Origin of the sequence: Priestia sp. J2, assembly GCF_020790095.1 — a bacterium.
GTDB classification, from domain to species: Bacteria; Bacillota; Bacilli; order Bacillales; family Bacillaceae_H; genus Priestia; species Priestia zanthoxyli.
Genome location: NZ_CP086210.1, coordinates 1 through 24,696, shown reverse-complemented (window position 1 = coordinate 24,696; position 24,696 = coordinate 1). Strand labels below are relative to the sequence as shown.

19 protein-coding genes, 2 rRNA genes and 1 pseudogene are annotated in these 24,696 nt (G+C 36.6%); 8 read left to right on the top strand and 14 right to left on the bottom strand.

Annotated elements, in window-relative coordinates; all coding sequences use genetic code 11:
• Positions 1–11: 11 nt before the first annotated feature.
• Entirely contained in the window at positions 12–728 is a 717-nt protein-coding gene (locus LJY09_RS27160; protein WP_034327523.1) for a glycosyltransferase family 2 protein, read from the bottom strand.
• 154 nt (positions 729–882) lie between these two features.
• Between LJY09_RS27160 and LJY09_RS27155 the strand changes: the two genes are divergently transcribed.
• Positions 883–1,965 carry a glycosyltransferase family 4 protein gene (locus LJY09_RS27155; RefSeq protein WP_014462123.1) on the top strand — a complete coding sequence of 361 codons (1,083 nt, stop codon included), beginning with the start codon at positions 883–885 and terminating at the stop codon, positions 1,963–1,965.
• Positions 1,966–1,999: 34 nt separating this feature from the next.
• Here LJY09_RS27155 and LJY09_RS27150 read toward each other — a convergent pair whose 3' ends face one another.
• The 3 genes from LJY09_RS27150 to LJY09_RS27140 all read right to left on the bottom strand — a co-directional run bounded on the left by LJY09_RS27150 (position 2,000) and on the right by LJY09_RS27140 (position 5,714).
• The gene (locus tag LJY09_RS27150; protein WP_115652735.1) at positions 2,000–3,244 is read right to left on the bottom strand and encodes a glycosyltransferase family 4 protein; all 1,245 of its coding nucleotides are present in this window, start codon (positions 3,242–3,244) and stop codon (positions 2,000–2,002) included.
• Between the two features lie 571 nt (positions 3,245–3,815).
• Complete coding sequence (locus LJY09_RS27145; RefSeq protein ID WP_014462126.1) at positions 3,816–4,547, bottom strand: glycosyltransferase; 732 nt, start codon at positions 4,545–4,547, stop codon at positions 3,816–3,818.
• Between the two features lie 276 nt (positions 4,548–4,823).
• Positions 4,824–5,714 (bottom strand): NAD-dependent epimerase/dehydratase family protein, encoded by an 891-nt coding sequence (locus LJY09_RS27140; RefSeq protein WP_228307896.1) that lies wholly within the window; start codon positions 5,712–5,714, stop codon positions 4,824–4,826.
• A 215-nt stretch (positions 5,715–5,929) separates the two neighbouring features.
• On the opposite strand from LJY09_RS27140, the gene LJY09_RS27135 reads away from it, so the two are divergent.
• The 4 genes from LJY09_RS27135 (at position 5,930) to LJY09_RS27120 (ending at position 9,445) form a co-directional block, all read left to right on the top strand.
• A complete protein-coding gene (locus LJY09_RS27135) occupies positions 5,930–7,153 on the top strand; it encodes a glycosyltransferase family 4 protein (protein ID WP_115652734.1) in 1,224 nt (407 codons plus the stop codon).
• Between the two features lie 115 nt (positions 7,154–7,268).
• The gene (locus LJY09_RS27130) at positions 7,269–8,186 is read left to right on the top strand and encodes an NAD-dependent epimerase/dehydratase family protein (RefSeq protein WP_014462129.1); all 918 of its coding nucleotides are present in this window, start codon (positions 7,269–7,271) and stop codon (positions 8,184–8,186) included.
• 137 nt (positions 8,187–8,323) lie between these two features.
• On the top strand, positions 8,324–8,947 hold the full coding sequence (locus LJY09_RS27125) for a DUF1796 family putative cysteine peptidase (RefSeq protein ID WP_228307895.1): 624 nt from the start codon (positions 8,324–8,326) through the stop codon (positions 8,945–8,947).
• 309 nt (positions 8,948–9,256) lie between these two features.
• Complete coding sequence (locus LJY09_RS27120) at positions 9,257–9,445, top strand: SPOR domain-containing protein (RefSeq protein ID WP_014462131.1); 189 nt, start codon at positions 9,257–9,259, stop codon at positions 9,443–9,445.
• 204 nt (positions 9,446–9,649) lie between these two features.
• Here the strand turns inward: LJY09_RS27120 and LJY09_RS27115 are convergent, their stop codons facing one another.
• The 6 genes from LJY09_RS27115 to LJY09_RS27090 form a co-directional block, all read right to left on the bottom strand.
• Positions 9,650–10,474 carry a dTDP-4-dehydrorhamnose reductase family protein gene (locus tag LJY09_RS27115; protein ID WP_228307894.1) on the bottom strand — a complete coding sequence of 275 codons (825 nt, stop codon included), beginning with the start codon at positions 10,472–10,474 and terminating at the stop codon, positions 9,650–9,652.
• A complete protein-coding gene (locus LJY09_RS27110) occupies positions 10,475–11,461 on the bottom strand; it encodes a polysaccharide biosynthesis protein (protein WP_014462133.1) in 987 nt (328 codons plus the stop codon).
• Complete coding sequence (gene wecB, locus LJY09_RS27105; protein ID WP_228307893.1) at positions 11,454–12,545, bottom strand: non-hydrolyzing UDP-N-acetylglucosamine 2-epimerase; 1,092 nt, start codon at positions 12,543–12,545, stop codon at positions 11,454–11,456. The genes LJY09_RS27110 and wecB overlap by 8 nt, the downstream gene beginning before the upstream one ends.
• A 403-nt stretch (positions 12,546–12,948) precedes the next feature.
• A complete protein-coding gene (locus tag LJY09_RS27100) occupies positions 12,949–13,599 on the bottom strand; it encodes a DUF1796 family putative cysteine peptidase (RefSeq protein WP_323134981.1) in 651 nt (216 codons plus the stop codon).
• A 185-nt stretch (positions 13,600–13,784) separates the two neighbouring features.
• Positions 13,785–14,465 carry a DUF1796 family putative cysteine peptidase gene (locus LJY09_RS27095; protein WP_033580836.1) on the bottom strand — a complete coding sequence of 227 codons (681 nt, stop codon included), beginning with the start codon at positions 14,463–14,465 and terminating at the stop codon, positions 13,785–13,787.
• A 212-nt stretch (positions 14,466–14,677) separates the two neighbouring features.
• Positions 14,678–15,925, bottom strand: a complete 1,248-nt coding sequence (locus tag LJY09_RS27090; protein WP_099000270.1) for a S8 family peptidase — start codon at positions 15,923–15,925, stop codon at positions 14,678–14,680.
• A 555-nt stretch (positions 15,926–16,480) separates the two neighbouring features.
• Between LJY09_RS27090 and hepT the strand changes: the two are divergent.
• Positions 16,481–16,884 (top strand): annotated as a pseudogene (hepT, locus tag LJY09_RS27085) (type VII toxin-antitoxin system HepT family RNase toxin).
• Between the two features lie 152 nt (positions 16,885–17,036).
• Here hepT and LJY09_RS27080 read toward each other — a convergent pair.
• The 4 genes from LJY09_RS27080 to LJY09_RS27065 all read right to left on the bottom strand — a co-directional run bounded on the left by LJY09_RS27080 (position 17,037) and on the right by LJY09_RS27065 (position 19,864).
• Positions 17,037–17,225 carry a hypothetical protein gene (locus LJY09_RS27080; RefSeq protein WP_014462141.1) on the bottom strand — a complete coding sequence of 63 codons (189 nt, stop codon included), beginning with the start codon at positions 17,223–17,225 and terminating at the stop codon, positions 17,037–17,039.
• Positions 17,226–17,432: 207 nt separating this feature from the next.
• The gene (locus LJY09_RS27075) at positions 17,433–17,675 is read right to left on the bottom strand and encodes a hypothetical protein (RefSeq protein WP_014462142.1); all 243 of its coding nucleotides are present in this window, start codon (positions 17,673–17,675) and stop codon (positions 17,433–17,435) included.
• Between the two features lie 72 nt (positions 17,676–17,747).
• Complete coding sequence (locus tag LJY09_RS27070; protein ID WP_014462143.1) at positions 17,748–18,029, bottom strand: hypothetical protein; 282 nt, start codon at positions 18,027–18,029, stop codon at positions 17,748–17,750.
• Positions 18,030–18,523: 494 nt separating this feature from the next.
• Positions 18,524–19,864 (bottom strand): FAD-binding oxidoreductase, encoded by a 1,341-nt coding sequence (locus LJY09_RS27065; protein ID WP_228307892.1) that lies wholly within the window; start codon positions 19,862–19,864, stop codon positions 18,524–18,526.
• A gap of 1,029 nt (positions 19,865–20,893) precedes the next feature.
• Here LJY09_RS27065 and LJY09_RS27060 point away from each other — a divergent pair.
• Positions 20,894–22,445, top strand: a 16S ribosomal RNA gene (locus tag LJY09_RS27060).
• Between the two features lie 225 nt (positions 22,446–22,670).
• Positions 22,671–24,696 (top strand): 23S ribosomal RNA (locus tag LJY09_RS27055).
• Together the 16S and 23S rRNA genes form the textbook arrangement of a ribosomal RNA operon.

The following is a 24,696-nucleotide window of genomic DNA, read 5'->3' as shown; positions in this document are numbered from 1 at the left end:
CTAAATAGTAATTAAGAGTGTTCTTTATATTTTAACGCTAGCTGTTCCATTACGTGTTTATGACGATTAATTACAATTTTGTTTTCTTCTTTTATAAAAGAAGCATATTTTTTGCTCCCCATATTTTCATGTATCCTTGATAACAAAAGGGGCTGAGGGATGTATTGTAAATCGAATATTTGAATGATTCGTAACCATAAGTCATAGTCATGAGTATAAAGAAGTGTCTCGTCAAAAAGACCCACATGGTCAAACACACTTTTGTGAATCATAATTGAGCAGCCGTTAATAATATTTCCTTTGCTTATTCTAGTGATAAGATCTAATTTATTTAACGTCTGAATACCTAAAGGCGGACTAATAATTCGTCCTCTATAATTGATGGCGTAGTAATTTGTGTGACTAAAAAAGGCATTATGAGTTTTCATCGATTCTAGTTGTATGGCGATTTTATGATGATCATAAATATCATCAGAACTAAGCCAACATATATAATCACCTGTTGCTTGCTGAATTCCTACATTTAAAGCACTCGCTGTGCCACCATTTTCTTTTGTAATATAGATGATTTTATCTAAATAGGGAAGGATTTTATCCGTATGCTTAGTAGATCCATCATTTACTACTATAATTTCAATATTGGTGTAGGTCTGTTTAGTTAAACTATCTAGTGCATGATCGATATAAGAGCAATTAAAGAATGGCACAACAATAGATACTTTTGACATATTCACTTCTCCTTTCAAGAATTAAAAATCTGTGATTATGTTTTTAGGGAAAATAACAATTTTTAAATTTACATCGCATTTATTAACATATGTAACACGGTTTACATATGAAATAGAAGTTTATTAATTCTACACGTAAAGGTGGAGAGGGAAAATGAATGTATTATTCGTGTTTTATGTTCCAAGTGGAGGAGTAGAAACGTTAAATCGTCAAAGGTGTAAAGCCCTTAAAAAGTACAACATTAATGCTCATTGCCTTTATTATGAAAATAGAAAGAAAAGCATAAATGACCATGGGACCCAAACGTTTGTAACGAATGAAGACCATGAAATTAAAAAAATACTTGATGAAGGAGATTATAGTCTCATTGTCATTGTCTCAGATTTTCAAGCTCTTCCTCGGTTCAGATCGCTTGGATATCAAGGGAAAATGATTATTGAAATACAAGGGTACGGCCCAAAAAGTACAGCAAAATCTGCTCTTACAGATGCTATACCTCTTGTCACTAACTATGCTTCAGGATTTCTTAATCCCAAGACTCCTCATATCGTGCAATTACTAGATGAACTCTACCCCTCATTTCCAAAGTTTAGTTTCAACAATTGTTTTGATACTAATCAGTTCTCCTATAAAGCTGTACCTACTAGTCATCAGCCTAACGTCGCATGGATTGGGCGAATCGAAGATAACAAAAATTGGAGAGAGTTCTTAAAAATCGGTAGCGAATTAATCCATAATCACAATTCAAACATACGATTACATATGTTTGAAGACCCTACTCTAAGCGAAGCTAAGGAAAGAGGTCAATTTGAAAAATTAATTAAACAGTTAGATTTAGAAAAACATCTTTTTCTTCATGCAAACGTTCCGAATGATCAAATGGCCGTTTATTTTTCCATGATAGGGGAATCAGGCGGGTTTTTATGCTCTACTTCAAAGGTAGAAGGAGCCCCATATTCTCTTCTTGAAGCGATGAGTTGTAAATGTCCGGTTTTAACCACTGACTCCGATGGCGTAAGAAGCTCAATTATTCATAATAAAACGGGGAAATACTATACATTAGGTGACGTTACCGAAGCTGTTAAAGAGGCAAAGGAGTTAATGACGGATTCTCAGTTAAGAGAAAAGATACGTAAAGATGCTTTTGAGCACGTAAAAGTAAATTTCAACCCAGATTTATACTGTGTGAATTTTATTTCAATGATTCAATCACTGGGACTAAACCTCAGTAAGTAAATAAAATACCAGATATTTTCTAGTATCTGGTATTTTATTTTTCTTGATTTTCTGTGTTAAGTTTTTCTGCTTGTTCGTAAAGCGACAAAAAATTAGTAACCATTTTGTTAAGGTCCCATTTATCTTGAGCCCACTCTTTTGTACAAGAAGCTAGCTGGTTTCGAAGTAAATCATTTGCAAGCAAATACTTTAATTGCTCATACAGTTCATAAATATTTCCTACAGAAGAGACTAGCCCGCTCCTTCCCACTTCAATCATTTCAGGTAATCCAGCTGTATTGCTAATAAGAACAGGAAGGCCTGCAAGCTGGGCTTCCATAACAGAATAAGGCTGAGTATCGTGAATACTAGGGTGAACAAAGATATCGGCTTCTCTAAGGAAATGAAGAACATTATTCGAGGCACCTAAAAATCTAACTTTATCTTTTAGATCTAAGTTTGTGCATTGTTTTTCTAATTCCCCTTTAATTTCGCCTTCCCCCAGTATCCAGCATTCCCAATCCTGTCTACCTTCTTTTAAGAGAGCAAGGGCATCTAGGAGGTGATGAATGCCTTTTAAATAGACAAGCCTTCCCATATAAAGGATAATTTTTTTACTCTGCTTGGGTCCGATAAGTGGCTTCTCCATGGCATCCCCAAGGAACTGTTGATTACTAATTCCATATGGAAAGGTAACAATTTTGTCTGAAGGAATAGAAAAATTATCTGCAATATTACGAGACATCCATTCGGTTGGACTATGAATGAAATCACTGGCTTGATATCCTAACTTCTCAATCACCTGGTGATATTGATATTCAAATGTAGCTTCTATTTGTTCGTCTGTTTTATGAGGGTGCATGGTTTTGAGTGTGAAAAAGATATCACGTGATAAATTTCCAAGAGCACTAGTAACAAGTGGAATATGAGAAGGTTTAACTCGATTTATAGCGTTTGCTGCTGTGACATCTAGCGCATGTATAAGGTCATATTGCTGAAGGTTGTAATATGCTGCGGAAAGCTCTAAGCTATAACGAAATAATTCAGTGTTGTATATCCAACTCTTCATTGGAAGTGAAGGAAGCTCAGTAAGCAATTTTTCTTCAATATAGGGAGAAAGAACAGCAATATCTATTTCTGGTTTTTGTCCAATGATTCGATATTTATTTAAATCAGGGGTCTGGCTAAGGATATGAACTGTATGACCTGACTCTTTCAGTGACTGTTGGAGTGATGATACAAATGTCCAAACGCCTCCGGTATAGGGGAGTGGGTAATAGGAAACTAATAAAATCTTCATTTTATAATCATCCTTTAATTATTTTCTCTCTATTCAATAGTAAGAGGAGAAGAATAAGAATTTTCAACGCCTAAAGCACCTCATTGAGTATGAGAAAGAATTATACTTACAACCCCAGGATCAGGTATCTTATAATTGGTAGGTAAATTAGTTTTTACTTCATTTAAAAACTCAATTAGATTTTCATCAAATAACGAATCCTTATTATTCTTCATGTATGTCCCTTCTTTTCTCAAAATTGATATATGCTTAAATTTTTATTATTTTGCAAATTCCTATCTATATAATATGTCCAAAATTTTTAATTGGCACGGACGAGTGCACGCTGATAGTAGATAAATATAATAACAATTTTTGCAAATTCTTTTTTACAAAGTTTGTTTATTAAAGTTTCCATACAGATTTGTATGTAATAAACTTTACACATTTCCATGTAAAGTTTTTAGAGTGAAAGATAAACTTGTGTCCTAATAATACGTTTCATTTATTAAATGAAAGTAACGAGTGGAAATACTTGTAATAAAGACTAAATAGGAGGGTGTAAGGGATAATCATAGAAGGATAAACTCACCTAATCTTGTGAAGGATTTGATTGTGATTTACTTATATATTTTTGCAGCAGAGGGCGGTAATGAAACTCGATAGTTTTCATTTCTTCTCTCATCTCATTTTGGTATCTACTGGTGCCTGATTTTTCATGAGAACGAAATTTTGTGAGTGCTTCATCATAATAATGGATTTCATAGCCATTGACAAGCATACGAAACCACATCTCATAATCATGAGTATAACGAAAATCCGGAGAGAAAATCCCAATTTCATCAAAGATCTTCTTTTTTATAAGAATGGTACATCCATTTATAGCATTATACGTTAAGTAGGCATTATACACTTCTTCTAAATTAGAAAAACGTTTACAGCACCAAGGTATTAAAACTTGGTTATCTTTATTAATATAGTCAAAGTTAGTGAAGCTGGCATCTATGTTCCTTTGCTTCATAAAGTTTAGTTGTTTAGAAATCTTTTCAGGAACAAAATAATCATCCGAGCTTAGCCAGGCTATATACTCTCCTGTAGCAGTGAATAAACCAGTATTTATTGCAGTAGCCGTCCCGCCATTTTCTTTTCTTATATAAACAATTTTATCTTTAAAGGACTCTATCTTCGCAGTGTGGGATGTAGAACCATCGTCTACCACAATTACTTCAACATTTTCATAAGTTTGGTTTAAGGCACTTTTGATTGCTTGATCGACAAAGGCACAGTTGTAAAAAGGAATAATTATTGATACTTTTGGACCCATTGTTTCCCCTCCGAAAAAAATTTTTATAGCATAAGTGAAACGTAGTCTAAATTATGACTTTTGTAGGTGGATAAAAGGTGGAGATGATAGTTCTAAGTTCATTAATGAAATCACACTCTTGATTAGAATATGCATAAACCTTCTTAAGTGACATGCTTTCGCAGAAACTTCATTCATATAAAAAACCTGATTTTATAAGAGAATTGCTATTTCTACGCACCTAAACTCTGATTTTCCATAAAGGTGAATAGGTAATTATAATGACAGAAAGAATCTCTAACGATAAAAGTCAATAATGTCCCGGATAGAAGATTCTAATGTCGTAGTTGGTTGCCAACCCAAGTCAGTTAGTGCTGTAGGGTTTGAAGTAACAAAATTATTTAAAGGACTTTTATCATCCACTTTCACTTGAAATTTAATAGGAGTTATCTTTTTGAAAATATTTATAATATCTTGTAAAGAATTACTTTTTCCAGAAGAGACATTGTATGAACGTCCATTTTCTCCTTTTCTGAGCAGAAAATCATAAGCTCTAACAGCATCTCGTACGTCTAAGAAGTCAAAACGATTATTTAAGTTACTCACCCTCAGATACTTTTCCCCCTCTTCTTTCTCCATAGCTATAATTTTTTTAGCGAAAATGGAACAAACTCCTTTAGAGAAGCCAGGACCTATAAGATTTGATGGTTTAGCGACAACAACATTCATATTGTATTGATTTGACCAAAATTGCGAAATGAGGGTTTGAATGGTCTTACTCAGACCATAGGGGTGATTAAACATGGCTGGAACCGTTGGATCAAACTGAAGAGCAGAACCTACAATAACAGCTTTACAAGAAGGCATCTCTTTTCTAAGAGCATCAAGTAAGTATGCTGTAGCCATTGCATTTACTTCTAGAGATTGAATGGGATTATCCCAGGATAATCCCACAGCGTTTTGACCTGCCAAATGAAGGAGGTAGTCCGGCTTGGTTATTGAAATTAACTCCTTTACCGACTCATTATTAGATAGATTGCATGTTCTGCGTTTAATTTGCTTATTAGAAAATGAATTCATGTTTGTGATAGCTATGACGTCAAACTCTAATCTTGAAAAATAATCACATGCGTGAAGTCCAGTAAATCCACTAGCACCGGTAATTAGTAACGTAGGTTTCTTATCCAATCACGACACCCCACTCTGAATAATAATCTAATAAATAAAACTTATTATAGATGTATGCTTAAAAAGCTAAATATTTCATCTAATGCTCAACAAGACACGATCCTAAAACATAGAGTGAAAATACAGGCAGAGGTCTATAGCATTAACAAATTCCATGAATACCTATATAGAGAGACTTTTAGAACGTGAATGCTACGGGAAGAGGAGAGAACATAATGAAAATACTGCTTGCTACATTCTGGGAAGTTCCCCATGTAGGTGGAGTTTGGAATTATATGCAGCAATTAAAGCAAGAGCTTGAAGGGTTGGGTCATGAAGTAGATTTACTTGGACATGGACTTGGAAATAAATCAGTTCATATTGTTAATAAAAATATAGAGGTAATTAAAGATGAACTATTATTAGTAGAAGAATTGGAACAACATGAGAAAAATACTCCTATTCTATATAAAGATCCAGTAGTGAAATTTTATGAAAAAGAACGTATTGGTTATACAAGAGGTGTTTCTCGTTTAAATATCAACCAATATGATTTAATTCACACACAAGATGTTGTAGCAACTGCGTGTATTCGTTCCTTAAAGAGTGTAAAAACGCCGGTGGTAGCAACTATACATGGTTGTGTTGCTCACGAGTTAAATCGCTACATCAAAGACATTCTGAAGGCTCCTACAGCTGATATAGCTACTAAATATTTTAATGAACTTGAACATACAGGTGCTATGGCTGCTGATTGTACTATAGTTGCAAATCATTGGTTAAAGGAAATTTTAATTCAGGAATTTAGGGTTAATGAGCATCAACTTAAAGTGTTTCATTACGGATATGATATAGATTCTTTTTTAAAGCGAATGCAAACACCATCTAATGTTCATCCACCAGTTGGTCAACAAGTAATTATTTATACAGGGAGATTAGCTGAAATTAAAGGTATTCATCATCTATTAGAGGCTCTCAGTGAACTCAAAAAAATTAAGAAAGGCTGGGTCTGCTGGATCGTTGGAGATGGAGATCAAAAAGCTGAGTTGAAGGCTCAGAGTAGAGCGCTCGGTTTAGGTAAGAGGGTTTTATTTTTAGGTAATAGAAACGATGTGCCTTCTTTACTCTCTCTTGCTAACATTTTTGTTTTGCCAAGTCTTATAGAGAATCAACCTTTATCAGTTATTGAAGCTCAGATTGCTAAAAAACCAGTAATAGTAAGTGACGCAGGGGGATTACCCGAAATGGTTCAGCATGGATCTACAGGTTTAATTTTCCCGGCAGGTGATGCCACATCGTTATGTGAAAACCTTTATAATTTGCTAATAGATCCAGCATATAGAGGCATGTTAGGAGCCAATGCACAAGAATGGGCTTTAAAACATTGGGATCAGAAAGATGCAGTTCAAAAAGTTCTAGATGTTTATAAAGAGGTGCTTTCACATAAGAGTGAAATGTAAATATATCGAAAAGGAAGCTAAATGTCTTTTTTCGGAAATGATTGGGTAGGTAGCTTATACAGGAGCCCTATAGGTGACATATACTATTAAAACTTTAAAGAGGAGAGAATAGTATATGAAGGCTGTAGTAACTGGTGGGGCGGGATTTATTGGTTCCCATCTTGTAGAAGAGCTCATTAGACAAGGCTTTAATGTCCACATAATTGATAACTTAATTTCTGGAAAGTATGATAATATACACCCTCTTGCTACTTTTCATATAGAAGATATATGTAGTGATAAAGCCAAACAAATCATTCTAGATGAAAAGCCTGACATAGTCTTTCACTTAGCTGCTCAGGCAGATGTTTCACGATCTATCCAATCGCCTCAATATGACGCAGATGTGAACATAAAAGGAACTATAAATTTGCTGGAAGCCTGTAGAGATGCTTCGGTAGGTAAGTTTATATTTGCCTCTACTTCAGCTGTATATGGAAATCTACAAAAGGAATTAATTACTGAACAAGATGCAACTGTGCCAGCTTCTTATTACGGTCTGTCGAAGCTAGCTGCTGAATCGTATATACGTCTATTTCATTATTTGTATAATTTACCATATACAATTCTTCGATACGGAAATGTATATGGGCCACGGCAAACGCCAAAAGGAGAAGGCGGAGTAGTAGCAGTGTTTTTAGAAAGATTGAGCAAAGGGCTTTCCTTTAATATTCATGGTGATGGGGAACAGACACGTGATTTTATATATGTAAAAGATATTGTTCAAGCTAATATTGCAGCAATTAAAAAAGGGAACCAAGAGGTTGTTCACGCCAGTACTACAAAGAAAACTTCAGTGAACGATTTATTAAAAAACCTTGAGTATATTCATGGTTCTAATATTGATGTTGTTTATACGGAAGGGAGACCTGGGGATATCAAACATAGTTGTCTCGACAGTGAGAAAGCACAAAAGCTATTAGAATGGTCTTCAAGAGTATCTGTTTTAGAGGGGTTAAAGGAAACATATACTTTCTCTAGAAAAAAAGCTTAGTATTTAAGCTTTTCTACATTTCTTAACTAGTTGTCTATTTTATTAACTATATGCTCATTAGCCCTAACATTTTAGGATAGTCCTGCATTTAATATTGTATAGCCTTGTACAATAAGACCCTTTAAGGAGCAACCCATATGAAACTAGAAGATTTAAAAGGGGCATATAGCGCCATTTTTAGTTTAGGCGATTTATGTTTGACATCTCTTAAACTGAGAGACAATAACTTAAGAAACTTTGCGGGGATTTTGGATTGGGTATCCTCACCGGATCTGAAAAAGGTAAACATGCTTTTGAAAAATCAGTTTGCTGACTTTTTAAACCCGGATAATTTAAGGATAATCCAGTACGTATCTGATTGGGATTTATTAGTGTGGGATGAAATTTATAATATAGGGTTTAACCACGATTTTAAGACTGATAAAAATACACTTTCTCACTTAGGAGGATACGGGGAGGTTAAAGAGAAGTACGATAGAAGAATTCAACGGTTTTTAGAGAATTTATCTACTGGCCAGCGTATTCTGTTTATTAGAACGGAAGCTAATCGTGAAGAAGCTGCAGAGCTTGAGAGCATTTTATCTACTATGATTGAAAGTGACTTTAGCATTCTGATTATTAATCATACGGATGTGAATGATTTAGTTGAAAAAGAATGGTCGCTAAATAAAGTTTGTGCTATTGAATTACCCAATCAAGATAAATGGAACGCTAATAATCATTATTGGAAAAGGATACTTGATGGTGTTTCCCTTTTATAAGTACGTTAGCTCTCCCTTTAATGTATTTATAAAAGGTTATGTTTTTCAAATGATATCCTTAGGAGATTTGAATGGGAAGAAAATCTCCATCATACTTACTTGGTGTATGTACTCACTTGCCTCTTGAAGCTTATTTAATATTTTCTATACATATAACCTCTATACAATACTAATGGACAAGTTGTATTAATTGAAATAGATGCAGTGCAAAAAACTTTTCCTTGCTAATGTTAAGGTGCTTTTCGAGGTGCCTATATAAAAGTCAATGTTAAAAAAATTAATTTGTTAACCGGATAAGGGGGAAAGGGTATGGATCATAAGCAAATAGAGTTGCAACAAGGATACGATATAACTGGAAAGCAACGTTATCGAATTATAACAGGAGCATTTATTGATAAGATTATAGCAGAACAAGTTGCAAAGGAAATAAAAGAACGCTACGGTCTTACTGTATACGTGATACCTGAGCACGTTGAAAAAGCTGAGTCTAATCTCTAACGTAACTTTATTTTCATTTTACTATAAATTAGAATAAGAATAGACAGCTAAACTATTTTTATAAAAATAGTCTAGCTGTCTATTCTTATTCTTGTAGAAGTATACAATGAATTTTATTATCTGTTTATCATAAGCTAGTATGAGAGAAATCATTTTTAGTGTTTCCCATCTTATCATGTTTTTCTTACATATGGTGAGTACTAGTTATTTTGACATCCACTCTTTCAGCTCCATTAACATCTGCTGGTAACTAGGAGTTGGATAACAAAGATCTGTCCGAGTACTAATAATAGTACGATCTAATATTACATCCTCATTAGGAATAATTTTGACATCATCTTTTTTAAAGATATCTTTAATCAATTCTAGTAATGCAAACTTTGATATTTTCTTCGGTGAGTGCAAATGATAGAGTCCGGAAGTATTATTTTCTAAGAAGAAATTAATTGCTTTAGCTAATTCTAACGTTGTTACTCCATTCCACAGTGCCTTTTTATACCCTTTAATTGAGCCCTTTTGTGTCATAAACCATAGGAATAAACCAATGCCATCCTTCTTTAACTCGGGTCCTATTATAGAAGTGCGGATTGTTAAATGTTTTTCGTCAATAATTTCACCTAGCTGTTTAGACTGAGCATATACAGAGGTACCGTCTGGAACATCGTTTTCTGTATAATCTCCTTTTTTTCCTGAAAACACACAATCTGTACTAATATGAATTAATTTTCCTTGATGCCGTTCAACAAATTTAGCTAACTGATGTGGAAGTAGGCTATTTACTTGAAAAGCATGCATTGGATTATGGCTAGCGTGTTCATTTAAAATTCCAATACAGTTAATAAGGACGTCTGGCTTAATAGATTCTATGGTCTCCTCAACATGTTTAAAGTTAGTTACGTCCAAGTAAATAGCCTTTTTATCCTTAGGGTCTCTTGATGTACAGAAAACATCATGGTTTGTATGCTGTATGAAATATCTAGTGATTACATGACCTGCCATTCCTTTTCCACCAAGAATTAGTACTTTCATTTAAATAAACCCGCCTTTCAGCAACATCTCTCTAATTTCTTCTTTACTAATTACTTGTTTACTTGAATCATATTTTTCTAGATTTACTTGAGCATAATTTAAATAATGTTCTTTTAAACCTTCAATATGAATTGGAGGTAGGATAACATAATACTCGTCGTCGTAAGTAACAGTTGTTGCACTTTCGTATTCAGATAACAGAAGCTCGTGAATTTTCTCTCCAGGTCTTACACCTAATATCTCAACTTCAACCTTTTCTTTTCCAGAAGCTTCTATTAACACATTGGCTAAGTCAATAATCCGACAAGTGGGCATTTTCATGACAAAAATTTCTCCACCTAGACTTTCAAATGTGGCTTTGAAAACTAGCTTTATTGCATCCTCTAATGTCAAGAAGAAACGAGTCATCCCAGGATCAGTAATACCGATTTTTCCTTTTTCTTGAATCTGTTTCTTGAATACATGAATAACGCTTCCGTTAGTTCCTAACACATTTCCGCCACGTATACAAACAAATTTAGTTTTAGTATTTAATGTGTTAGCGTGAATGATTAATCTTTCTCCCATTGCTTTAGATAAACCATAAAAATTAGCTGGATTTGACGCTTTATCAGTGGAGATATAAACGACTCTATCTACATCACAGCTTATTGCAGCGTCTATTACATTTTGAGTACCATGTACGTTGGTTTTTAAGGCTTCAATTGGTTGATCTTCACATACCGGAACATGTTTTAAAGCAGCTAAGTGAAAAATATAATTGACGCCTTGGCATGCTTCAATTAGCGCTTCTCTTTCTTTAATGTCTCCAATAATAAAATTCAATTTAGGATGGTTATCAAATTCTTGTTTCATGGTAAATTGATTTGATTCATTCCTCGAAAAAATACGTATTTCTTTAGGGTTATGTGTTAGTAGTTGCTTAACAAGTTCATATCCCCAAGAACCTGTGCCACCTGTTACTAAAATTGTCTTATTATTAAACACCTTTCATTCCTCCTAGTACAACTTTAATTACCTTGTCTGAAACATTTACATGACCATATCCTTCAGGGTAAGACCAATTTTTTAATTGGTTCACCATTACATGAACACAAGTCAAGATTTGGTCAGCATCTATTCCTGACAGCATGTTACTTCCACATTGAATGGTTTCTGGTCTTTCAGTTGTTTTACGAATAGTTACCGTAGGAACATAAAACAAACAGCATTCTTCTTGAACTGTTCCGCTGTCTGTTAAGACACAAAAAGCATTTTTTTCTAAATTTACGAAATCGAAAAAACCAAAAGGCTCATGAAATTCTACTAACGGATGAACTTCTAGCAGTGAAATATTTTCTATTCGAGATTTAGTACGAGGATGAATACTACATATTATTCTCTTTTGGTAAAACTCAGCTACCATATTGATGCCTTTCATGATTTCCAACAATCGATCTTCATGATCTACATTTTCCGCACGATGGGCTGTAACCAGAAAGTAGTCATTTTCTTTTAAGGACAGTTTCTCAAGAATGCTGCTTTTTTTTATAGCAGGTTCATAATGTTTTAAAACTTCGTTAATTGGATTTCCAGAAATAATAATACGATTTGAGGGGATACCTTCTTTAATTAAATTTTCTTTACTTTGAGGAGTATAGGGTAGATTGAAGCTTGAGATTGCATCGATAATCCGGCGGTTTTTTTCTTCTGGCACTTCTAAATCAAAACAACGGTTTCCAGCCTCCATATGAATGACTGATATACCCATTCTTTCTGCTAGAATTGCGCTTAAACCACTATTAGTATCGCCTAATATTAAAACTTTGTCCGGCTTTTCTTTTAAAAATAGCTGTTCGAGCTCTTTATACATCTTCGATAACTGTTCACCTAATGAGAGCTGCTGATTAGCCAATATATGGTCTGGTTTGCGTATGTTTAACTCTTGAAAAAATACCTCACTTAATGAAGGAGTGAAATTTTGTCCTGTATGCACTAAAACGTGCTGTGAAGCATATTCATCTAACTTTTTAATAATGAGGCTTAAACGTATAATTTCGGGCCTTGTACCCAAAATAGTCATAACTTTCATTCTTTACACACCCTATTCACCTTATTTATAAGCATAATTACCCTCTCCTAATTCGCATTCGGCCCCTTATTTATTAAAATATGCTTTTCCTTTTTTCTTGCTATAGGCTAATCTATTAATCTTCCCAATAAAAAGTGATAAGTCTAAAATAATAAGCCCTCCTCTTTAAATTAATAAGAATGATGGCTGCTTTTTTGTGGTTCAATGTTTAAATCTTTCTCTGTAAGTTCTCTTCTAGTGGCTAAAATCTTATATTTTAGGCCGTCAAGTACGAATATTTAAAGAGTAAATACAGGGGGGTGAAAATCAGAAAAGACCTTGCTTCCTTTTTGAAAAGAAACAAGGTCTTTGGTGCTTAATTTTATTCTTATTACATAAAATTGTATGAAAATAGTTGTGGGAATTACGCCCAAAAATTAGTTATACTTAATCCACTCAGTACATAGTCCCAAACAGCTTCATTATTTGGGTTGTCTAGAGGTACTTGAACTGAACAAATTCCATCAATTGTCCAGTTCATATCTATTACGCCTTTTAATCCATCTAGAGGTTGAAGTAGTAGTATATTAAATGAACCGTTTACTAATTCTGATAATGTGGTCTTTAATTCTATCGCTTCTTCTGGAGTAGCTGCTCCCCATCTAATAAATAAAACAGAGGGGCTATTCTCAATTTTTTCAAAAAATCTCGTGATACGTTGATTAAGCTTTTCTTTATAAGAAGGATACATTACAGTCCAGTCTACATTTGGAATGATAGGGAAATCATGAACAGAAATAATGTTATAATGCATGTCGTGAATAAAATGAGCATTAACTGGTTCTGTTCCACCTTCTTCAGGGAAAATTGCGACTCCGTCATCAAGAAAATGAGCATACCCATCAGTTCGCTGCAGATTTTGGAGGTCCATAAATCCACTAAATCTATTTCTTAACAACCTAGTGACATCAGCAATTGAATTAGATATCATCCAGTCTAAAGGGAATGAAAACCTTCTCCAATTATGCCTTCTTAAATTAAGGGAGGGACCACACCAACTACCTAGCCCTAGCATTAAGTCATAAGATCCTTTAATATCCTGTAAATTCAATATAATCATCCCTTTGTATTTAGCAATTCTATTATAGTAAATGCTAAACCTTGTACATTTGATTGGACAAAGTGACTATATCTTTATAAGAAAGTGTTAGTTAAAAAGACACTGAGGCTAAACGGGAGAGATTTTTACATAACGTCCATTTAGTGACGTAGTAATATTCCATCTAGAACATAGTCCCAAGTCGAAACATTATTTGGATCGAGTGGTACATTGACCATACATACATTATTGATTTCCCAGTCAACTTCGGTAGGAGTCTGTATACCGTCTACGGGATTAAGGATAAGTATTCTAATCTGCGCTTTTGTAAGAGAGGATAAGATTTTTTGTAATTCAGTTGCTTCCTCATATTTAGCTCCCCACCTTATAAACAAAATTGATTTACTGCTCATCATCTTTTTCATAAACCTGTTAACTCTGTAATCAAGGTTTTTTTTGAATTTTGGATACATATCGGTCCAATCTTTATTAGGCACTATAGCAAAATCATGAGCTGAGAAGATATTGTAATAAGTGTCCTGTATAATATAAGATTTAGTTGATTTATATAGATTTTGATGAGGGAATCTAAGCATTTTATCATTAAAATATACATAATCTCCGCTGTCATCTACTAAACTCATATTCTCAATCTGCATAAATCCATTAAACTTATTCTGAAGTAGTCTATTTACATCTGAAAGATACGGAGAATAGCTCCAGTCAAGTGGACTTGAGGTAAAACTTCTCAAATTTAATCGATTCAGTTGTAGTGCAGGATTACAAGCACTACCTAAGCTAATGATTAAATCATATTGCCCTTTAACATCCTGTAAATTCACATTAATTCTCCTATTATTTAAATTTTTATATACACATATTTGATTGGTAGATTTACTTAGAAGACATACATGTACATGGTTATTCAGTAAGTTGCTCTTATAATATAAAAAGCACTGATAATCGGGGTTTCAGCGCTTTTTATACCCTTTATAGACCTGTGTTAAATAAAATTGTTAACACCCGCAATAGATGAATTCTTTAAAGTTTAATGCTAGCGAACTGCTCGATTTGCATTAATTCTTCCATAAGTCCAGTATAATCCTGTACCTGGTACTACATCGCACGTGGATTGAATAGTATTTCTAATTTGGAGATTGGTTTTTCCCTGAGCTGCTAGCAAGGCTGCAAGTCCTGAAACATGAGGGGCAGCCATAGAAGTACCGCTTAGATATGCGTAATAGCTGCCTATATAAGTAGACAAAATTGTTGAACCTGGAGCAGCAACATCTACCCAAGTGCCAAAATTGGAAAAATCAGATTTTTGATCATTGCTATCTGTAGAGGCCACAGCGATTACATTTTGATAAGCAGCTGGGTATGTTGGGGTACTAGAAGCTTCGTTTCCGGCTGCAGCTATAACTACTACTCCTTGGCTCCAAGCGTAATTCACGGCATTCTCTAAAGTGATTGAACTTTGAGTTGAACCTAGGCTCAAATTAATAACTTTTGCTCCTGCATTTGTTGAATAGGTAATTGCATTTGCAATGTTACTCAATAGACCATTTCCACTGTTGTCAAGAGCACGAACGGGTATTATTGATGCTGACGGAGCCATTCCTGCAATGCCTAAACCATTCTCTGTAAGGGCTGCAGCTATGCCTGCTACGTGAGTTCCGTGTCCATTACCGTCGTTAGGAACTAGATTTCCATCTACAAAATTATAGCCAGGCCAAAGCTTAATAGATAGTTCAGGGTGATTTAACTGAATTCCCGTGTCTACAATAGCAATTTTTATATTTCCATTACTAGTAGTAACATCCCAAGCATCTGGGGCTTGTACCTTCTGAGGACCATATTGATAAGGAAAAAAGGGGTCATTCGGGGTATATGAAGCTTTAAATGTATAATCTGGTTCTGCGTATTCTACTTCAGTTAATTCACTATAGCGTTTAATTAAGTCATTAATCTTTTTTCTAGAATGTAAGACCTGAAAATCAAGATCTTTGTTGTGATATATCAGTGTACATTTATTCTTACGATGAATATTTACTTGTTTTTCAAAGCACACATTCTTTTTGAACTTTACAATGATTTGGCTTGAGTTCTGAAAATCATCAGCTGTAAATTCCTTAGTACTAGCGTTGATACGGCGCTTAAATAGTGGTGATGCCTTTTTTATTGGAATGGTTTTTAGGTTTTTGACTGATTGTTGTTTTAAAATCTTAATAATATATTTCACTGCATAAAACAACAGGATAACAACAGAAACTGATAAAGTAGTAGTTAATAAATGAAGCATTTGTTCCCTCCTAGAAATCGCACTCTTTATAGAGTATTCACGATGCATTAAAAGGGCTTGGACAGAGTCTTTATTTAAACAAATAATTGTGTATTTTAAGAGAGTTATTAAAAGTGAAAAGTTATCCTATCTGTCATATTACTAATTTATCTTTAGATAATGAGTGTTATGTCTCGCTTTAAAGCACCAAATTTGTAATTAGAAAGAAAGCCACTAGTATATCTAGTGGCTTAGTCTTTAAAAATCGCTAAATTCTTCGAGATCATCGTCATCTAAAGGTCCAGAAACGTGTTCTAAATCTGCAATTTTGCCTTCTTTAATGCCCTGATTTCCTACAGGTTGTTCTACGTCATTTTGTGTATGAGAAAAGCCATTAGCCAAAATTATACGACAGGCATTGTTATTTATTCAGATGATGACACGCTGCGTATGAATGAGCAAATGAAGGCTTTAAAGGTGTGTGCAAAGGTGTACTGCAGAAAGTAGATGAGACTGGGAGTATTTATTTAAAATGATATCATTTTAAATAAAATAAATGTGATTGAAACATGCAATATGTCCTACACGTATACCAGCAAAATTTCCAAAACTTACTGGATTATACGAAACAGGACTCTATTATTTTAAATATACAACGCGCTTGCCAAGCTTTTATTGATTTAGCGATGCACATTGTAGCTGAAGAACGTTTGGGTTTTCCCAAAACGAGCAGAGAAGCTTTTGACATGTAGGAGTCTCAATCTATTATTACAAGCGAGATTGTTTATAGAATGAAAGCTATGGTAGGTTTCAAAAATATTGCTGTTCACGATTATCAAGCCATTAATCAAGATATTCTTCAGCAAATTTTGGACAAACATTTAAGTGATTTTACTACCTATACAAAGCAAATTCTTTATTATGGGCTTTGGAAAGGCATTGGTAAATATAAGATGTATAGAAACTTACATATTATGTAATTAAGTTTGTGTTAGAACCTTTAGGCCTACAATCTTTGTTTTTGTTCTAAATGAATAGTTATATCTCTTAAAGTTGTATCTAATATATATTTAGACAGTAGGGAAGCATACTTTCAAGCTTCCCTACTAAATGCTTGTCCTAATTTAAATAATTAAGCTGTTTGCAGACCTTGGATTTCTTCAGCGTCTAAAACAATCACTCCTGCTGAAGTAGCGAAATAAGCTAAAGATCTTGCCTCATCGAAGCTTGAAAAAATAACGTTATTAATTTGAGTACCGCTTAAAAGTACACTTGCAATCGGTGTGCCAGGATCAAGAATTCTCAAAACCTCTGGAATCATACGCGGTGTCCCCCTTGCTATACCAAATTAAATACAGATCATATGAATCTATATTTAATTTATTATATGTAAGTTTTAAGCAAAGGCTTGTACTATTTAATCATTTTCATTTAATCTTTTTTTGTGATTGAAAATAAGGACTTTAAGAGGGAATTGTTATATGAAATCTCTTTTAAGCCCTTACATATAATGGAGTTTTCATACTAGCTAAAACTTCATACCGCCATCTATTACAATTATCCTTGAAGAAATTATCTCAGTGTTTGTAAATCCCATTCCTACGTTATAAGCATGAGTAGCTATTTTAGAATTAGGGTTCTTACTGGCTGTTTCTGCTGGGGGATTAATACTTACACTTCTTTTCTTCTTTTTTTGTGGGAAGGACTTGTCTACATAATACATACCATTTTTAAAATTATACTTCATATAATATGTTTGTATTTTAATCACCTTTTCTATACCTCTTATATTTTAGAGGGATCTTGCGAGATATTATTAGAATGGTTTTTTCTTCACTTCTCTTCAAAACTGAACTTTTTTTACTTTAGCATTTTTATTTCTTCTTCCACATTCTTTAACAATTACACCGTCTTGGTTCGCATTTTGTCCCCCATGTTTAGCAACCTGACCGCCCTGATTAGCATTTTGACTGTGGTTACCACTAATCTGTCCTCCAGTTTCTGCATGGTTATAAATATAAATGCTAATATAGGTGCAGTTTTTTTCTCTTTTTTTCTTTTTGTTTTTTGAGCTGCAATTAGATTTTTTATTATGATGAGAATTATTCCTTTCTATTTCGATCACCTCTTTTCTGATAAGTTAGGGAGAAGACGTGAGTAAATTCACTTTTACTCATTAATAGTGTATTCATAGGTAGACAAGCTGCAATATGAAAAAGCCTATATTTGGTAAAAAGAGCCTTTCATATTAGGTCTAGTGGCTGTTGTGATACGAGAGTAAGTACATTTAAATGTACAAGGGGTGTTTTTATTGTTAAAAGATCTAATTGGATGAACATTTCCTTCCTAAGGAAACTACGACTTCTAAAACAGCCTGTTATAAAAGCCAAGGGGGTTTAGGGGTTATATGTAATAGTAAAGCTCTTTTTCATATATTTGGATAAATTTTTTAAGGTGAAAGATTTTTATGTGTGATATACAGGCCATTGTATTGAAGAGATTTCTATACTATATAGGGTTTAAATATAGAAAGAACTATTGCTGCTTTTTTCCGTCAATAGTTCTTTCTATATTAAATATTCAGTTGTATAGGTTGAGGCTTGATTGAATTTTGAGTAATTAACAAGATGGTGGGATGCTTTGAGGGAAATGAAATAAATTTTCAGGATCATATTTAGCCTTTATTTCTCGAAGTCTTGCGAAGTTTGACCCATAATATGCTTTTCCGAACTTTTCAATATTTTGGTCTGGAACATTAACATAGGACCCTTTTACATATGGTTTCATTAGCTGACGTACTTTTTCAACTGATGCAAGATTGGAAGCTTCTTGGGATTTATTTTCCCAACTAGATGTCCATTCTGTATAAAACAATGGACGGCGCCAAAAGAAGGCTGTTTCATTACTTGGTACTCTGCTTAGAGCACCACCCCAATTTATAAAAAAGAAATTGGCTTCTGTACCAGTAGCTTCTTCTAAAAACTTTTTCATAGATGAAATAGGCTCTTCGGACCACAGATCAAGTCCCCAAGCCGATGAAAATTTAACACTCTGATCGGATCTGCCAGGGATTGGTTCGTCAGGGTCTAAGAAATCTATAGCATCTGGATAGGACAATGTTTCTATAACTGTTTGTGTTGGGGTTCCAGCATTTAGTAAAGGCTTTAACAATTTAGTCAGTTCTTTTTTTGAACCTAAGAAAATCCCTTCTGCATGACACAAACCATTTACTTTGCTGTAAATCTCAAGTATGCACCCTAATCGTTCGTCTACAAATGGTGCCCATTCTTGCCAAGTTTTAAATACTGTTTCTAATTGATCCCATGGCCAAATAATATTGAAGACGGTTGCAGTTTTAGGGGCACGGTGAACTTTAAACGTGTATTCGGTATTATATCCAAAGTTCCCACCGCCACCACCTCTAGAAGCCCAAAATAAGTCCTTATTGCAAGATTGGTCTGCTTGAAGAATATGGCCTTTGGCATCTACTGTTTCCAGGGCAAGAAGGTTATCGCTTATAAGGCCAATTGATCGTGAGACTACTCCAAATCCTCCTCCCATCGTAATTCCTCCAATTCCAACAGTGGGGCTATCTCCAAACGGAGCCATAAAGCCTTCTCGAGCTAGCATCTTTACAAGTGGACCCACGTGAATTCCTGTTTGAACCGTTGCAATCTCACTTTTTTTATCAAGGCAAACTCTATTCATGTCACTTACATCAATAACAATTCCGCCATTTACTACTGAAAGGTTCTTATCTAAAGCATGGCGTCCGCTTCTGACACGTAAAGGTACTTTATTTTCCTGAGCCCATTTAATAGCATTACTGACATCGTAAGAATTTTGTGCAAAAACAAAGACAAGAGGATAGACATCAACATAAGGGTTCCAGTTCTTAATCGCTTGTTGATAGCCAGGATCTCCCTTAAAGATGACTCGTCCTGTTAACGGTGTTGACATGTATTTCACTCCCAATAAAGGTTAGATTTCTAATATTAGTATATGTGAAAATAGGACAAACTCTTGGGTGAGTTATCTAGTAACTAAAAAATATATGCCAAGGTTGTTAAAGGTATTGTTTGTAATAAATATGTTTTAGAAAAGAAATTTTTATTATTAGAAAGGTTATGGATTAAGAAAAAAAAGAGGTTGCACCTATTTAGACATGATAAAAATTATTGAACTGAATGATTCTAATTTCTTTGAATGAATTACGTTAATTGAAGATTATGCGATTTAAGGAATTATACTAAGTTTATTTCTATCTGCGTCAATATATTAAGTTAGAAAAATTTCTATGATATTGGACGAGCGTACAAGCTTGTCCTTAGGTTTATACATATAATAAGTAAATGAATATTGAAAAGAGGGACAAAAATGATGCCAAGATGTATACCTGATGTTCCACGTTGTATGCCTAAGATACCGCATTGTCTACCTAAAGTGCCAAACTGTATGCCTAAGATACCAAACTGTGTACCTGACGTTCCAAATTGTGTACCTAATATACCTTGTACTTCTAAAGACTAATCGTTTTTATTTTTTATAGAATAGAGCAATAGTTAATTTAAAGCAAAAAGATTAATCTTTTTGCTTTTTTCTTGTTTCAACATATATTCTGAAGGGTATGGTACTTTAATTAAGTCTCGTTTAAGCTATGGAACACTATTTCATCAAATCTCTTATTTTGGGTTGAGTTATAAATTTTACAACTGAAATATAATCGTTACCAATTCAGGTAGGAGATCAAAATACAACTAAAATAAAAAATAAAAAACTATTGATTTTTAAAAATAAGTGAATTATAATGGTAAAGCGTCGTTAAGAGAGAAAGCGTTGATAACGATTTTTAAAAAAGTTATTGACATTTGTTTAATGGATTGTTATGATATTAAAGTCGCTTAAGGGCGGCGCTTGAACTTTGAAAACTGAACAAAGCGACAAACGTCAACGTTAATTTTTATTTTTTAAATGAGCAAGTCAAACATTTCTTCGGAGAGTTTGATCCTGGCTCAGGATGAACGCTGGCGGCGTGCCTAATACATGCAAGTCGAGCGAACTGATTAGAAGCTTGCTTCTATGACGTTAGCGGCGGACGGGTGAGTAACACGTGGGCAACCTGCCTGTAAGACTGGGATAACTTCGGGAAACCGAAGCTAATACCGGATAGGATCTTCTCCTTCATGGGAGATGATTGAAAGATGGTTTCGGCTATCACTTACAGATGGGCCCGCGGTGCATTAGCTAGTTGGTGAGGTAACGGCTCACCAAGGCAACGATGCATAGCCGACCTGAGAGGGTGATCGGCCACACTGGGACTGAGACACGGCCCAGACTCCTACGGGAGGCAGCAGTAGGGAATCTTCCGCAATGGACGAAAGTCTGACGGAGCAACGCCGCGTGAGTGATGAAGGCTTTCGGGTCGTAAAACTCTGTTGTTAGGGAAGAACAAGTACGAGAGTAACTGCTCGTACCTTGACGGTACCTAACCAGAAAGCCACGGCTAACTACGTGCCAGCAGCCGCGGTAATACGTAGGTGGCAAGCGTTATCCGGAATTATTGGGCGTAAAGCGCGCGCAGGCGGTTTCTTAAGTCTGATGTGAAAGCCCACGGCTCAACCGTGGAGGGTCATTGGAAACTGGGGAACTTGAGTGCAGAAGAGAAAAGCGGAATTCCACGTGTAGCGGTGAAATGCGTAGAGATGTGGAGGAACACCAGTGGCGAAGGCGGCTTTTTGGTCTGTAACTGACGCTGAGGCGCGAAAGCGTGGGGAGCAAACAGGATTAGATACCCTGGTAGTCCACGCCGTAAACGATGAGTGCTAAGTGTTAGAGGGTTTCCGCCCTTTAGTGCTGCAGCTAACGCATTAAGCACTCCGCCTGGGGAGTACGGTCGCAAGACTGAAACTCAAAGGAATTGACGGGGGCCCGCACAAGCGGTGGAGCATGTGGTTTAATTCGAAGCAACGCGAAGAACCTTACCAGGTCTTGACATCCTCTGACAACTCTAGAGATAGAGCGTTCCCCTTCGGGGGACAGAGTGACAGGTGGTGCATGGTTGTCGTCAGCTCGTGTCGTGAGATGTTGGGTTAAGTCCCGCAACGAGCGCAACCCTTGATCTTAGTTGCCAGCATTTAGTTGGGCACTCTAAGGTGACTGCCGGTGACAAACCGGAGGAAGGTGGGGATGACGTCAAATCATCATGCCCCTTATGACCTGGGCTACACACGTGCTACAATGGATGGTACAAAGGGCTGCAAGACCGCGAGGTCAAGCCAATCCCATAAAACCATTCTCAGTTCGGATTGTAGGCTGCAACTCGCCTACATGAAGCTGGAATCGCTAGTAATCGCGGATCAGCATGCCGCGGTGAATACGTTCCCGGGCCTTGTACACACCGCCCGTCACACCACGAGAGTTTGTAACACCCGAAGTCGGTGGAGTAACCGTAAGGAGCTAGCCGCCTAAGGTGGGACAGATGATTGGGGTGAAGTCGTAACAAGGTAGCCGTATCGGAAGGTGCGGCTGGATCACCTCCTTTCTAAGGATTTTTACATGACGTACGTTTTGACACTTTGTTCAGTTTTGAGAGTTCAATCTCTCAATTATAGAAAGCACACTACTTTCTTCTTATTAGATAAGAAGAATTTTGGTTGCGATTGTTCTTTGAAAACTAGATAACAGTAATTGCTGAGGAAAAGTGAAACTTTTCTTTAATCAAACCAATAAATAACACAACTTTATGTTGTACCATTTATTCGCTAATGGTTAAGTTAGAAAGGGCGCACGGTGAATGCCTTGGCACTAGGAGCCGATGAAGGACGGGACTAACACCGATATGCTTCGGGGAGCTGTAAGTGAGCTTTGATCCGGAGATTTCCGAATGGGGAAACCCACTGTTCGTAATGGAACAGTATCTTTATCTGAATACATAGGATATTGAAGGCAGACCCGGGGAACTGAAACATCTAAGTACCCGGAGGAAGAGAAAGCAAATGCGATTTCCTGAGTAGCGGCGAGCGAAACGGAATTAGCCCAAACCAAGAGGCTTGCCTCTTGGGGTTGTAGGACACTCTATACGGAGTTACAAAGGAACGAAGTAAATGAAGCGACCTGGAAAGGTCCGTCGAAGAAGGTAACAACCCTGTAGTTGAAACTTCGTTCCCTCTTGAGTGGATCCTGAGTACGGCGGAACACGTGAAATTCCGTCGGAAGCTGGGAGGACCATCTCCCAAGGCTAAATACTACCTAGTGACCGATAGTGAACCAGTACCGTGAGGGAAAGGTGAAAAGCACCCCGGAAGGGGAGTGAAAGAGATCCTGAAACCGTGTGCCTACAAGTAGTCAGAGCCCGTTAACGGGTGATGGCGTGCCTTTTGTAGAATGAACCGGCGAGTTACGATCCCATGCAAGGTTAAGCTGATAAGGCGGAGCCGTAGCGAAAGCGAGTCTGAATAGGGCGTTTAGTATGTGGTTGTAGACCCGAAACCAGGTGATCTACCCATGTCCAGGGTGAAGTTCAGGTAACACTGAATGGAGGCCCGAACCCACGCACGTTGAAAAGTGCGGGGATGAGGTGTGGGTAGCGGAGAAATTCCAATCGAACCTGGAGATAGCTGGTTCTCTCCGAAATAGCTTTAGGGCTAGCCTCATGTTGTGAGAGTCTTGGAGGTAGAGCACTGATTGGACTAGGGGCCCCCAACGGGTTACCGAATTCAGTCAAACTCCGAATGCCAAAGACTTATCCATGGGAGTCAGACTGCGAGTGATAAGATCCGTAGTCAAAAGGGAAACAGCCCAGACCACCAGCTAAGGTCCCCAAGTATACGTTAAGTGGAAAAGGATGTGGAGTTGCTTAGACAACCAGGATGTTGGCTTAGAAGCAGCCACCATTTAAAGAGTGCGTAATAGCTCACTGGTCGAGTGACTCTGCGCCGAAAATGTACCGGGGCTAAACGTATCACCGAAGCTGTGGATTGACATCTTTGATGTCAGTGGTAGGAGAGCGTTCTAAGTGCTGTGAAGTCAGACCGTAAGGACTGGTGGAGCGCTTAGAAGTGAGAATGCCGGTATGAGTAGCGAAAGACAAGTGAGAATCTTGTCCACCGAATGCCTAAGGTTTCCTGAGGAAGGCTCGTCCGCTCAGGGTTAGTCGGGACCTAAGCCGAGGCTGAAAAGCGTAGGCGATGGCCAACAGGTTGATATTCCTGTACCACCTCCCCGCCGTTTGAGTAATGGGGGGACGCAGTAGGATAGGGTAAGCGCGCTGCTGGATATGCGCGTTCAAGCAGTTAGGCTGATGAGTAGGCAAATCCGCTCATCATAAAGGCTGAGCTGTGATGACGAGGGAATTATAGTACCGAAGTTCCTGATTCCACACTGCCAAGAAAAGCCTCTAGCGAGGCGGGAGGTGCCCGTACCGCAAACCGACACAGGTAGGCGAGGAGAGAATCCTAAGGTGATCGAGAGAACTCTCGTTAAGGAACTCGGCAAAATGACCCCGTAACTTCGGGAGAAGGGGTGCTCTGGTAGGGTGTATAGCCCGAGAGAGCCGCAGTGAATAGGCCCAGGCGACTGTTTAGCAAAAACACAGGTCTCTGCGAAGCCGCAAGGCGAAGTATAGGGGCTGACGCCTGCCCGGTGCTGGAAGGTTAAGAGGAGGGGTTATCCTTTGGGAGAAGCTCTGAATCGAAGCCCCAGTAAACGGCGGCCGTAACTATAACGGTCCTAAGGTAGCGAAATTCCTTGTCGGGTAAGTTCCGACCCGCACGAAAGGCGTAACGATCTGGGCA

What these genes read in the sequence shown, in the direction of transcription:
- LJY09_RS27160 (WP_034327523.1), bottom strand. Translation starts at nt 728, where the DNA reads ATGTCAAAAGTATCTATTGTTGTGCCATTCTTTAATTGCTCTTATATC.
- LJY09_RS27155 (WP_014462123.1), top strand. Translation starts at nt 883, where the DNA reads ATGAATGTATTATTCGTGTTTTATGTTCCAAGTGGAGGAGTAGAAACG.
- LJY09_RS27150 (WP_115652735.1), bottom strand. Translation starts at nt 3,244, where the DNA reads ATGAAGATTTTATTAGTTTCCTATTACCCACTCCCCTATACCGGAGGC.
- LJY09_RS27145 (WP_014462126.1), bottom strand. Translation starts at nt 4,547, where the DNA reads ATGGGTCCAAAAGTATCAATAATTATTCCTTTTTACAACTGTGCCTTT.
- LJY09_RS27135 (WP_115652734.1), top strand. Translation starts at nt 5,930, where the DNA reads ATGAAAATACTGCTTGCTACATTCTGGGAAGTTCCCCATGTAGGTGGA.
- LJY09_RS27130 (WP_014462129.1), top strand. Translation starts at nt 7,269, where the DNA reads ATGAAGGCTGTAGTAACTGGTGGGGCGGGATTTATTGGTTCCCATCTT.
- LJY09_RS27125 (WP_228307895.1), top strand. Translation starts at nt 8,324, where the DNA reads ATGAAACTAGAAGATTTAAAAGGGGCATATAGCGCCATTTTTAGTTTA.
- LJY09_RS27120 (WP_014462131.1), top strand. Translation starts at nt 9,257, where the DNA reads ATGGATCATAAGCAAATAGAGTTGCAACAAGGATACGATATAACTGGA.
- LJY09_RS27115 (WP_228307894.1), bottom strand. Translation starts at nt 10,474, where the DNA reads ATGAAAGTACTAATTCTTGGTGGAAAAGGAATGGCAGGTCATGTAATC.
- wecB (WP_228307893.1), bottom strand. Translation starts at nt 12,545, where the DNA reads ATGAAAGTTATGACTATTTTGGGTACAAGGCCCGAAATTATACGTTTA.
- LJY09_RS27100 (WP_323134981.1), bottom strand. Translation starts at nt 13,599, where the DNA reads ATGCTAGGGCTAGGTAGTTGGTGTGGTCCCTCCCTTAATTTAAGAAGG.
- LJY09_RS27090 (WP_099000270.1), bottom strand. Translation starts at nt 15,925, where the DNA reads ATGCTTCATTTATTAACTACTACTTTATCAGTTTCTGTTGTTATCCTG.
- LJY09_RS27080 (WP_014462141.1), bottom strand. Translation starts at nt 17,225, where the DNA reads ATGATTCCAGAGGTTTTGAGAATTCTTGATCCTGGCACACCGATTGCA.
- LJY09_RS27065 (WP_228307892.1), bottom strand. Translation starts at nt 19,864, where the DNA reads ATGTCAACACCGTTAACAGGACGAGTCATCTTTAAGGGAGATCCTGGC.